6 protein-coding genes are annotated in these 12,249 nt (G+C 57.8%); all 6 read left to right on the top strand.

Going from position 1 to position 12,249, the window contains the following annotated elements:
• Positions 1–5: 5 nt before the first annotated feature.
• The 6 genes from bcsB (at position 6) to CRO87_RS07340 (ending at position 12,099) form a co-directional block, all read left to right on the top strand.
• Positions 6–2,426 carry a cellulose biosynthesis cyclic di-GMP-binding regulatory protein BcsB gene (gene bcsB / locus CRO87_RS07365; protein WP_097162294.1) on the top strand — a complete coding sequence of 807 codons (2,421 nt, stop codon included), beginning with the start codon at positions 6–8 and terminating at the stop codon, positions 2,424–2,426.
• A 6-nt stretch (positions 2,427–2,432) separates the two neighbouring features.
• Entirely contained in the window at positions 2,433–3,539 is a 1,107-nt protein-coding gene (gene bcsZ / locus CRO87_RS07360) for a cellulose synthase complex periplasmic endoglucanase BcsZ (protein WP_097162293.1), read from the top strand.
• Positions 3,521–6,832 (top strand): cellulose synthase complex outer membrane protein BcsC, encoded by a 3,312-nt coding sequence (gene bcsC, locus CRO87_RS07355; protein ID WP_097162292.1) that lies wholly within the window; start codon positions 3,521–3,523, stop codon positions 6,830–6,832. Before bcsZ ends, bcsC begins: the two co-directional genes overlap by 19 nt.
• Positions 6,833–6,981: 149 nt before the next feature.
• Positions 6,982–8,991: a biofilm formation regulator HmsP gene (gene hmsP / locus CRO87_RS07350; protein ID WP_097162291.1), complete on the top strand. Its 2,010-nt coding sequence runs from the start codon at positions 6,982–6,984 to the stop codon at positions 8,989–8,991.
• Between the two features lie 146 nt (positions 8,992–9,137).
• Positions 9,138–10,424, top strand: coding sequence for a dicarboxylate/amino acid:cation symporter (locus tag CRO87_RS07345; RefSeq protein ID WP_097162290.1), 1,287 nt, complete (start codon positions 9,138–9,140; stop codon positions 10,422–10,424).
• Positions 10,425–10,611: 187 nt separating this feature from the next.
• The gene (locus CRO87_RS07340) at positions 10,612–12,099 is read left to right on the top strand and encodes a pitrilysin family protein (RefSeq protein ID WP_097162289.1); all 1,488 of its coding nucleotides are present in this window, start codon (positions 10,612–10,614) and stop codon (positions 12,097–12,099) included.
• Positions 12,100–12,249: the final 150 nt, after the last annotated feature.

Here is a 12,249-nt window from a genome sequence, read left to right as displayed (position 1 = left end):
ATACGATGAAAAGAAAACTTTCCTGGATGTGCGCAGCGGCTGTGGGCATGAGCGCTTTAGCCCCAGTGACAACTTACTCAGAAACCACGGCGGCCACCCCTGCGGCAGCACCCGCACAGGGCGCGCCAACGGCAGCGGATGCAGCACCTGCTTCGGCAGGAGATACCGCAACGACGCCCGCAGCGCCAGTCCCGGCAGTGGCGGCTCAGAGTCCGGCCGATCCAACGATGATCGATCCTGCGGCGGTGGATGCGAATGCCGCCAACGCCCCTGCGATCGTTGAAAGCTCTCCCTCGCGCGACGTTAAGCTCAGCTTTGCACAGATTGCGCCCGCGCCGGGCAGCATGGTACTGAGAGGCTCAAACCCAACCGGTTCGGTACAGTTCGGTACCCGCAGCGATGAAGTGGTGTCGAAAGCGATGCTGAACCTCGTCTATACGCCGTCGCCGTCGCTGCTGCCAGTGCAGTCGCAGCTGAAGGTCTATCTCAATGATGAGCTGATGGGCGTACTGCCGGTCACCAAAGAGCAACTGGGCAAAAAAGTGATGGCCCAGGTGCCGGTCGATCCGCTGTACATCACCGACCTGAACAACGTGCGTCTGGAGTTTGTCGGCCACTACCGTGACGTGTGTGAAAACCCGGCCAGTACTACGCTGTGGCTGGACGTGGCGCGCAACACTTCACTGGATTTGACCTTCCAGCAGCTGAACGTGAAGAACGATTTGTCCCACTTCCCGATCCCGTTCTTTGACGCGCGTGACAATCGCCCGCTCAATCTGCCAATTGTCTTTGCAAGCGTGCCAGACAGCACTCAGCAAAAAGCCGCGGCCATTGTTGCCTCCTGGTTCGGCGCACGAGCAGGCTGGCGCGGGCAGACCTTCCCGGTGCTGTACAACCAGCTGCCAGGCAAGAACGCCATTGTCTTCGCGACCAACGACAAGCGTCCGGACTTCCTGCGTGATTATCCGCTGGTGAAGGCGCCGACGATTCAGATGATTAACGATCCTGAAAAACCTTATGTGAAGCTGCTGGTGGTCTTCGGGCGTGATGACAAAGACCTGCTTCAGGCAGCGGAAGGCATTGCCGCCGGTAATATCCTGTTCCGTGGCGACACCGTCACCGTGGATGAAGTGAAATCCCTGCTGGCACGCAAGCCTTACGACGCGCCGAACTGGGTGCATACCGACCGTCCTGTGACCTTTGGCGAACTGAAAACCTATGAGCAACAGTTACAGTCCACTGGGCTGGAGCCTGCTTCGATTAACCTGTCGCTGAACCTGCCGCCGGATCTCTATCTGCTGCGCAGCAACGGCATCGACATGGATCTGAAATATCGCTATACCCAGCCGGCCATCAAAGACAGCTCGCGGATGGACATCAACCTCAACAACCAGTTCCTGCAGTCCTACAGCCTCAGCAGTAGCGATGAGCGTAAAGGCCTGCTGCTGCGCCTGCCGATTGTGCAAGGGCTGCTTGACGGCAAAAATGAGGTGTCGATTCCGGCGCTGCGTCTGGGTGCCACCAACCAGATGCGTTTTGACTTCCAGTACACCAACCCGATGCCGGGTGGCACCATTGAGAACTGCATCACCTTCCAGCCGATCAAAAACAACGTGGTGATTGGCGATGAATCAACCATCGATTTCTCCAACTATTATCACTTCCTGGCGATGCCGGATCTGCGTTCGTTTGCCAACGCAGGCTTCCCGTTCAGCCGTATGGCTGACCTCTCCGATACGCTTATCGTGATGCCGAAAACGCCAACTGAGGGTCAGGTCAGCACGCTGTTGGATACCGTGGCAACCATCGGCGGGCAGGTGGGCCTGACAGGGGCGAACCTGAAGCTGACGGACGATCCGAACGAGATGCAAAAGCATGACGTGGACATCATGCTCATTGGCGCCATTCCGGACAAACTGAAAGACGATCAGCACATTGACCTGCTGGTGAATGCCACGCAAAGCTGGGTGAAAACCCCGTCGCGCCAGAACGAACTGGCTTCCGTGAAGCTGGATGACAACGAACGCATGCCAATGGCCCAGGCCACGGTTGGTTCGAAAGGCCCGATGGCGGCAATTATCGGTTTCCAGTCGCCGTACCACGATCAGCGCAGCGTGATCGCCCTGATGGCCGACAGCAAACGCGGTTTTGAGTTACTCAATGGGGCGCTGAACGACAGCGGCAAGCGTGCGGCAATGTTTGGCTCCGTGTCGGTGATCCGTGAGTCCGGCGTGAACAGCCTGCGTGTAGGTGACGTTTATTACGTGGGTCATCTTCCGTGGTACGAGCGCGTGTGGTTTGCACTCTCCAATCACCCAATTCTGCTGTCGATTCTTGCGGCCCTGAGCGTAGTGCTGCTGGCGTGGGTGCTGTGGCGTCTGCTGCGTATCCTGAGCCGCCGCCGTCTGGATCCGGATGATGAGTAAAAAAAGATGAAAGGCTTACGCCGGGGTTGCCTGGCGCTGCTCACGCTGGTCACATTGCAGGCCTCTGCCGCCTGCGACTGGCCCGCGTGGCAGCAGTTTAAAAAGGATTACATCAGCAAAGAAGGCCGGGTGATTGACCCGAGCGATGCCCGCAAAATTACCACCTCCGAAGGGCAGAGCTACGCGCTGTTCTTCGCGCTGGCCGCAAACGACCGTGAAGCCTTTGCGTCTCTGCTCGACTGGACGCAGAACAACCTGGCAGAGGGCGATTTGAAAGCGCATTTGCCCGGCTGGCTGTGGGGTAAAAAAGAGGGTGATAGCTGGGCCGTTATTGACAGTAACTCCGCCTCAGACGCCGACGTATGGATTGCCTGGTCGCTGCTGGAGGCGGGGCGGCTGTGGAATATTCCGCGCTACACTGAAGTCGGCAAAGCGCTGCTGTCGCGTATCGTCAGCGAAGAAGTGGTGAAGGTGCCGGGCCTGGGCTCGATGCTGCTGCCGGGTAAAGTCGGTTTTGTCGATGACAAGGGCTGGCGCTTTAATCCGAGCTATCTCCCGCCGCAGCTGGCGAGCTATTTCGTGCGCTTCGGCGCGCCGTGGAATGCGCTGCAGGCCACCAATTTGCGCCTGCTGCTGGAAACCGCGCCGAAAGGTTATTCACCCAACTGGGTGCGCTTTGATAAGAAAAAAGGCTGGCAGCTGAAGCAGGATAAAACGTTTATCGGCAGCTACGACGCCATCCGCGTTTATTTGTGGGCTGGCATGCTTAACGATGCCGATCCGCACAAGGCGCGGCTGCTGGCGAAGTTCAGGCCGATGGCGGCGCAAACAACAAAGGCGGGGATAGCGCCTGAAAAAATCGATATTGCCACCGGGAAGGTGGAGGGTGACGGCCCGGTAGGCTTCTCGGCCTCGCTGCTGCCGTTTCTGCAAAATCGTGACGCGCAGGCGGTACAGCGCCAGCGCGTCGCCGATCAATTCCCCGGCAATGACGCCTATTACAGCTATGTTTTGACCCTGTTCGGGCAAGGATGGGATCAGCATCGTTTCCGTTTCACCGCGCGCGGTGAACTTCTACCTGACTGGGGCCAGGAATGCGTAAGTTCTCATTAAGTTTACTCAGTCTCTCGCTCGGCATGGCGCTGATGCCCTTCGCGCATGCCGAAACGTCGGCACAACAACAGCTGCTCGATCAAGTGCGCCTGGGCGAGTCCGCCAAGCGTGACGATCTCGTGCGTCAGTCGCTGTATCGCCTGGAATTGATTGCACCGGATGACCCGCAGGTGATTGCCGCTCGCATGCGCTATGCGCTGCGCCAGGGCGATACCGCCAGCGCGAAGAAGCAGCTTGAACGCCTGAAGACGCTGGCACCGCAGTCTGATGCCTATAAAACCTCGCTAAGCGAAATGCAGCTCTCCAGCGGTGATGGCCGTCAGGCCTTGCAGCAGGCACGTCTTCAGGTGACCACCGGACATATCCCGGAAGGGATTGCCCTCTATGACAAGTTGTTCAACGGCACGCCGCCAGACGGCGACATCGCCGTGGAGTACTGGACGGCCGTGGCGGGTTTACCGGCTCGCCACAATGAAGCGGTGAACAAACTCAAAGCCCTGAATGCAACGTCGCCGGGCAACGTGCAGCTCCAGACGACGCTCGCCAAAATGCTGTTCAGGGATAACCGCAACGATGAAGGTTATGCGGTGCTCCAGCAGATGGCAAAGTCTAGCGCTGGACGCGGTACCGCGGCGGACATCTGGTACGATCAAATCAAGAACCAGCCGGTCAGTGACGGCAGCGTAAAATCTCTCCAGCGTTTCCTGACGCTCTTTACCACGGGTGAACTGGCCGATGAAGCGCGTGGGCAGCTGGCAGAGCAACAAAAACAGCTCGCCGACCCCGTTTTCCATGCCAAAGCTGAACAGCAGGCGAAGGCGGCGGAAGCGGTAAAAGTGGCTGCCAGCCAGCCGCAGACCTGGGAAATTGTCTGGCCGCTGATTCGCAAAGGGGATGCGGCACTCAAGACTAACAATCTCGATCAGGCTCAGCGCTTTTATCAGCAGGCGCAGCGCGTGGACAACAGCAACAGTTACGCGGTGCTGGGGCTTGGCGATGTGGCGATGGCGCGTCACGATACCGCAGCGGCAGAGCGCTATTATCAGCAGGCGATGCGTCTGGATCGCGGCAACAGCAATGCCGTTCGTGGGCTCGCCAATATTTACCGTGCCGAGTCGCCCGAAAAAGCGACGGCATTTATCGACGGGCTCTCTGCCAGCCAGCGTAAAAGCATTGATGACATTGAGCGCAGCCTGACCAACGACAGGCTCTCGAAGCAGGCCGAAGCGCTGGAAAATCAGGGGCAGTGGGCGCAGGCCGCTGAGATTCAGCGTCGCAGGCTGGCGCTTAACCCTGGTGATGTGTGGGTGACGTATCGCCTGGCAAAAGATCTCTCCAGCGCCGGGCAGCGCAGCGAAGCTGACAATTTGATGCTGGATCTGGCCCGCAAAAAATCGGGCGATCCGGATCAGGTATACGCCTACAGCCTGTACCTCTCCGGTAACGGACAGGATATGGCGGCGCTGTCGCACCTCAACCAGCTTCCGAAAAGTCAGTGGAACAGCAATATTCAGGAGCTGGCCGACCGCTTACAGGCCGATCAGATCCTGCAAAAAGCGAACCTGCTGCGCGACAACGGCCATGAAGATCAGGCCATTGCGCTGCTAAAACAGCAGCCAGCGTCCACGCGCTTCGATTTAACGCAGGCGGACTGGGCGCAGCAGCGTGGCGACACCGCCACCGCCATCGCACAATACAACGCCGTGCTGGCGAAAGACGCCACTAACGACGACGCACGTCTGGGGCTTGCGGAAGTGTATGCTGCCGACGGCAACCAGGCCGCCGCCCGCGAACAGCTGGCGCAGATCAAAGCGCCTGCCGCAGGTGAGATTCCGTCCCTTAACACCCAGCGCCGTGTCGCACTGGTGGATGCCAGCGTCGGCGATAACGCGAAAGCGCAGCAAATCTTTAGCAGCATTGTGCCGCAGGCCAAAGCGCAGCCCGCCTCAATGGAGAGCGCGCTGGTGCTGCGCGATAATTCGCGTTTCCAGGTCGAGAATGGCTCCCCGCAACAGGCGCTGGAAGGCTACAAAGATGCAATGGTGGCGGCAGGCATTACGCCGACCCGTCCGCAGGACAACGACAGTTTTACCCGCCTGACCCGCAACGATCCAAAAGACGACTGGCTCAAACGCGGCTTGCGCAGCGATGCGGCCGATCTCTATCGCCAGCAGGACGTGAACGTCACGCTGGAGCACGATTATTGGGGCTCGAGCGGTACCGGCGGTTATTCGGATCTCAAAGCACACACCACCATGCTTCAGGCGGACGCCCCGCTGGCGGATGGGCGGATGTTCTTCCGCAGCGACTACGTCAACATGAACGCCGGGACTTTCTCCACCAATAGCGACGGTGGCTATTCGCCGAGGTGGGGGACTTGTTCTGAGCTGACCTGTTACAGCGGCGACAAGAGCCAGAGCGACAGGGGCGCAAGTATTGCGGTGGGGTGGCGCAACGATACCTGGGACATGGACATCGGCACCACGCCGATGGGCTTCGACGTGGTGGACGTGGTCGGCGGTCTGAGCTACAGCAACAGCATCGGCTCCCTCGGCTACACGGTGGAAGGCCACCGTCGTCCGATCTCCAGTTCGCTGCTGGCGTTTGGCGGTCAGAAAGACCCTAACACCGGCACGACCTGGGGCGGCGTGCGCGCCAACGGCGGCGGCGTCAGCCTGAGCTACGACAAAGGCGAAGCCAATGGCGTCTGGGCATCGTTAAGCGCCGACACGCTGACGGGCAAAAACGTGGAAGATAACTGGCGTGCTCGCTGGATGGCAGGCTACTACTACAAAGTCATCAACGAAAACGACCGCCGGGTCACCGTGGGCCTGAACAACATGATCTGGCACTACGACAAAGACCTCAGCGGCTATACGCTGGGCCAGGGCGGCTATTACAGTCCGCAGCAGTATCTGTCGTTTGCGGTACCGGTGAACTGGCGTCAGCGCACGGAAAACTGGTCCTGGGAGCTTGGCGGGTCGGTGTCCTGGTCGCATTCGAAAACCAACGACCAGGCGCGTTACCCGCTGCAAAATCTGCTGCCCGCCAATTTTGAAGGCGGTGATACCGTCGATGGAGGCAGCAGCAGTAATGGTATCGGCTACACGGCCCATGCGCTCATCGAGCGGCGCGTGACCTCAAACTGGTTTATCGGTGCGGCAATAGATATTCAGCAGGCGAAGGATTACACCCCAAGTCATGCGCTGCTGTATGTGCGTTATTCCGCCGCGGGCTGGCAGGGCGATATGGATCTGCCACCGCAGCCGCTAATTCCTTATGCGGACTGGTAAGCAGATTCACCTGAAATACGTTTCTGCCATCCCGATGCGCAATCTCTTAGCGTATAATGTGGCGAAAATCACGTAACGCCGGGTTCAAATATGCTACCCCGGCGTTATCGTGGTGCGCCTGAGGGCGTTTTACTCTGGGGAGAGTTCTTTTGCGCGTCAGTCGCTCACTCACAATTAAACAAATGGCCATGGTGGCAGGTGTCACCATGGTGTTCGTGTTGGTCTTTTGTTCCATTTTGATGTTCCATTTTGTGCAACAAAACCGTTATGCCACTGCCACTCAGCTGGAAAGCGTGGCCAGAGCCGTGCGCGAGCCGCTCTCGGCCGCGATTCTGAAAGGGGACATTCCCGAAGCAGAAATGATTCTGGGGCGGATTCATCCCGCCGGGATCGTCAGTCGCGCTGACGTGGTGCTGCCGAATCAGTTCCAGGCGCTGCGGATGCGCTTTATTGAGGAGCGGCCGGTGCCGGTGATGGCGACTCGTCTGTTCGAGCTGCCGGTGCAGATTTCGCTGCCCCTTTATTCGCTGGAGCGACCGGCCAACCCGCAGCCTCTGGCTTACCTGGTGCTGCAGTCGGACTCCTGGCGTTCATATAAGTTTGTCATGAGTTCACTTGCGACGTTAGTGACCGCTTACTTACTTTTGGTTTTAATGCTGACCGTGGCGATCACCTGGTGTATTAACCGGCTGATTGTGCGTCCATTGCGCGCCATGGCGCGCGAGCTGCACGACTTGTCGCCGCAGGAACGCGTTGGTCATCAGCTGACGGTGCCGCGTCTGCATCACGATGACGAACTGGGCTTGCTCGCACGCAGCTATAATCGCAATCAGCAAATCATTCTGCGGCATCACGAAGAGCTGAGCAGCCACTCCACGCACTTCCCGGTTTCACTCCTGCCGAACAAGTCGTTTTTGCTGGCGCTGCTTGAGCAGACCGTCGCGCATAAGAAAACCACAGCGTTAATGATCGTTGCCTGTGAAACCTTACAGGACACCGCGGGCGTGCTGCAGGAGAGCCAGCGTGAGATGCTGTTGCTGACGCTAACGGAAAAACTCAAATCGGTGATTTCGCCGCGGATGGTGCTGGCACAGGTTAGCGCTTATGACTTCGCGATTCTGGCCCACGGCGTAAAAGAGCCGTGGCACGCCATCACATTAGGTCAGCAAGTACTCACTATCATAAATGAGCGACTGCCCCTTCAGGGTATCCAGCTTCGCCCAAGCGCCAGCATCGGGATTGCCATGTTCCACGGTGACCTGAGCGCAGAGCAGCTTTATCGCCGGGCAGTCTCCGCCGCCTTCACTGCCCGTCGCAAGGGCAAGAATCAGATTGAATTTTTCGACCCTGAGCAGATGGAAAAAGCCCAGCAGCGGCTGACCGAAGAGAGCGATATTCTTTCCGCTCTCGACAATCAGCAGTTTGCGGTCTGGCTGCAGCCACAGATTGATATCGCCAGCGGAAAAGTGTGCAGTGCGGAAGTGCTGCTACGTATTCGCCAGCCGGGCGGCAACTGGGAGCTTCCTGCGGATTTGATTGAGCGGATTGAATCTTGCGGTCTGATGATCACCGTTGGCTACTGGGTGCTGGAAGAAGCCTGTCGCCAGCTCGCGGCCTGGCAGGGGCGCGGCATTATGATGCCACTGTCGGTTAACCTTTCGGCCCTGCAGCTGCTGCATCACGATATGGTGGCCGACATGCTCGAACTGCTGAACCGCTACCGTATCGCTCCCGGCACGCTGGTGCTCGAAGTGACGGAAAGCCGGCGGATTGACGACCCGAAAGCCGCCGTCGCCATTCTGCGTCCGCTGCGCAATGCCGGGGTGGAGATTGCGCTGGATGATTTTGGTATGGGCTATGCAGGGCTGCGTCAGCTCCAGCACATGAAATCGTTGCCGGTGGATATCCTCAAAATCGACAAAATATTTGTTGAGTCATTGCCGGATGACACCAGCATGGTGTCTGCCATCATCCAGCTGGCGCGCAGTCTGAACCTCAGCATCGTCGCGGAAGGCGTCGAAACGCAGGCTCAGCTGGAATGGCTGAAGTCGGCTGGCGTGGACATTGCCCAGGGCTTCCTGTTTGCCCGCGCGGTGGCGCCGGATGTATTTGAACAGACCTGGCTCTCCACTCTCCTGACAGATGATGCAAGCGCATAGGTGATTTACGCGCTTGCGCGAGTCAGCTCAAACTTTTTAACATTAGATGCATGATTTGTTTCTGCATTGTTTAGCGGATGTTACTTTAAGGCCGCAGGCGAACAAAAGACCTACTCAGCCTGTGGTTTTATCTTTAAGGACATCCTATGAAAACCTCCCTGTTCAAAAGCCTCTATTTCCAGGTAATAACGGCTATCGCAATCGGTATTCTGCTGGGCCACTACTACCCGGAGCTGGGTGCGCAAATGAAACCGCTTGGCGACGCCTTCGTTAAGCTCATCAAAATGGTCATCGCTCCCGTTATCTTCTGTACCGTCGTTACCGGTATTGCAGGTATGGAGAGCATGAAAGCCGTGGGCCGCACCGGTGCCGTGGCGCTGCTCTATTTCGAAGTGGTCAGTACCCTGGCGCTGATTATCGGCCTGATTATCGTGAACCTGGTGCAGCCTGGGGCGGGCATGAACGTTGACCCGGCGACGCTGGATGCGCAGGCGGTGGCGGTCTACGCCGCGCAGGCGAAAGATCAGGGTGTCGTGGCCTTCCTGCTGGATGTGATCCCGTCGAGCGTGATCGGCGCGTTCGCCAGCGGCAACATTCTTCAGGTGCTGCTGTTTGCGGTGATGTTTGGCTTTGCCCTGCACCGTCTGGGCAATAAGGGCCAGTTGATATTCAACGTGATTGAGAGCTTCTCGCAGGTCATCTTCGGCATCATCAACATGATCATGCGTCTGGCCCCCATTGGCGCATTCGGCGCAATGGCCTTCACCATCGGCAAATACGGTGTAGGCACGCTGGTGCAGCTTGGTCAGTTGATTATCTGCTTCTATATCACCTGTATTCTGTTCGTGGTGCTGGTACTGGGCTCTATCGCCCGGGCAACGGGTTTCAGCATCTTCAAGTTTATTCGCTACATCCGTGAAGAGCTGCTGATCGTGCTGGGGACCTCCTCATCTGAATCGGCGCTGCCGCGCATGCTCGATAAGATGGAGAAGCTTGGCTGCCGTAAATCGGTCGTGGGGCTGGTGATCCCCACCGGCTACTCGTTTAACCTCGATGGCACCTCTATCTACCTGACGATGGCGGCGGTGTTTATCGCCCAGGCCACCAACAGCCATATGGATATTTTCCACCAGATCACGCTGTTAGTGGTGCTGCTGCTTTCCTCGAAAGGCGCGGCAGGGGTGACGGGCAGCGGCTTTATCGTGCTGGCGGCGACCATTTCTGCGGTCGGACATCTGCCGGTCGCGGGCCTGGCGCTGATTCTGGGCATAGACCGCTTTATGTCGGAAGCGCGTGCGCTGACCAATCTGGTTGGTAACGGCGTCGCGACCATCGTGGTCGCCAAATGGGTGAAAGAGCTCGACACCCAAAAACTCGACGACACGCTCAATAACCGTGCGCAGAGCAGCAAAACGCAAGAAATTTCCTCATAATCCCGTAACTTATCCCCCGTATCTGCCCGTAGTCCCTTGATGGACTGCGGGCTCCTGCGCATAATTGACCAAATTTTTCGTAGCCCGTGTGACATTTCATCTTTTGCACGGTCTAAACGACGTATTTAACTCATTAAAATGATCATGAGTTGTCTTCATTACCAGGATTGTTGATTCAGGGGTTTACATGCAGGGCACAAAAATTCGACTCATAGCGGGCGGCATGCTGATGATGGCAACCGCGGGCTATGCGCAAGCAGAAGCGCTCCAGCCGGACCCGGCATGGCAACAGGGAACACTGGCGAACGGTTTTCAGTGGCAGGTGTTGGCCACGCCTCAGCGCCCTAGCGACAGGGTTGAAATCCGGTTACAGGTGAACAATGGTTCCCTTAACGAAATGACGCAGCAGTCAGGCTACAGCCATTTTATCCCACGCCTTGCTCTGTCCCAGAGCGGTAGTTTACCGACGATGCAGGCCCGTTCATTGTGGCAGCAGGGCATCGACCCTCAGCACCCGATGCCGCCAGCCATCGTTTCTTACGATTACACCCTTTTCAGCCTGAGCCTGCCGAACAACCGCAACGATCTGCTGAAAGAGGCGCTGACCTGGCTCTCTGACGCCAGTGGCAAACTCAATATCACCCCGGAAGCGGTGTCTCACGCGCTCGGCGGTGAAGATATGGTGCTCACCTGGCCGCAGGATCCGAAAGAGGGCTGGTGGCGCTATCGTCTCAAAGGCTCTGCCATGCTTGGGCACGATCCGTCCGAACCCATTAAACAGCCTGTTGATGCGGAACAGCTGAAAAGCTTCTATCAAAAATGGTACACCCCGGATGCGATGACGCTGATCATCGTCGGTAACGTTGACAGCCGCGGCGTGGGTGAACAAATCAATAAAATTTTCGGTGAGCTGAAAGGTAAGCGTGAAACGCCAGCGGCGTTACCGACGCTGGCCCCGTTGCCGACGAAATCCGTCAGTATCATGACCGACGCGGTGCAGCAGGACAGACTGGCGATCATGTGGGACTCCCCCTGGGCCCCGATTCGTGAATCCGCTGCGCTGCAACGCTACTGGCGTGCTGACCTCGCCCGTGAGGCGCTGTTCTGGCGCGTGCAGCAGAACCTGAGCAAAAGCAACGCCAAAGATATCGGCATCGGTTTTGATTGCCGCGTGCTCTATCTGCGCGCGCAGTGTGCAATAAATGTCGATTCCCCGAATGACAAGCTGAACCGCAACCTCGGCCTGGTGGCGAAAGAGCTGGCAACAGTGCGCGAAGAAGGGCTGACGAAAGAAGAGTTTGATGCGCTGATCGCCCAGAAGAATCTGGAGCTGCAAAAGCTGTTTGCAACCTATGCCCGTACTGACACTAATTTGCTGATAAATCAGCGTATGCGTGCGTTACAGAACCAGGTGGTGGATATCGCGCCGGAGCAGTATCAAAAACTGCGCCAGGAGTTCCTTAACTCTCTGACGGTGGAAAGCCTGAATCAGGATCTTCGCCAGCAGCTCTCCCAGGATATGGCGCTGGTTCTTCAGCAGCCGAAAGGCGAGCCGGAGTACAGTATGAAGGAATTGCAGGAGACGTGGGATAAGCTGATGGCGCCTGCCGCCGCTCCGGCTCCTGCCGCGACGGACGATCGTCAGGACGTGACGGATATTCCGCCGGGGCAGTAAAGCACGGTGCGCGCTTTTCCCCCCTCTCCCCGACCCTCTTCCTCATGGAGAGGGGGAAATTCAAAAGCGGCTCCGGTCGGTTCCCTCTCCCTCATGGAGAGGGGGAAATTCAAAAGCGGCTCTGGTCGGTTACCTCTCCCTCATGGAGAG

It is taken from the genome of Enterobacter sp. CC120223-11, assembly GCF_900215375.1.
Taxonomy (GTDB): domain Bacteria; phylum Pseudomonadota; class Gammaproteobacteria; order Enterobacterales; family Enterobacteriaceae; genus Scandinavium.
This window is presented reverse-complemented; position numbering and strand designations above follow the sequence as displayed.

What these genes read in the sequence shown, in the direction of transcription:
- bcsB (WP_097162294.1), top strand. Translation starts at nt 6, where the DNA reads ATGAAAAGAAAACTTTCCTGGATGTGCGCAGCGGCTGTGGGCATGAGC.
- bcsZ (WP_097162293.1), top strand. Translation starts at nt 2,433, where the DNA reads ATGAAAGGCTTACGCCGGGGTTGCCTGGCGCTGCTCACGCTGGTCACA.
- bcsC (WP_097162292.1), top strand. Translation starts at nt 3,521, where the DNA reads ATGCGTAAGTTCTCATTAAGTTTACTCAGTCTCTCGCTCGGCATGGCG.
- CRO87_RS07345 (WP_097162290.1), top strand. Translation starts at nt 9,138, where the DNA reads ATGAAAACCTCCCTGTTCAAAAGCCTCTATTTCCAGGTAATAACGGCT.
- CRO87_RS07340 (WP_097162289.1), top strand. Translation starts at nt 10,612, where the DNA reads ATGCAGGGCACAAAAATTCGACTCATAGCGGGCGGCATGCTGATGATG.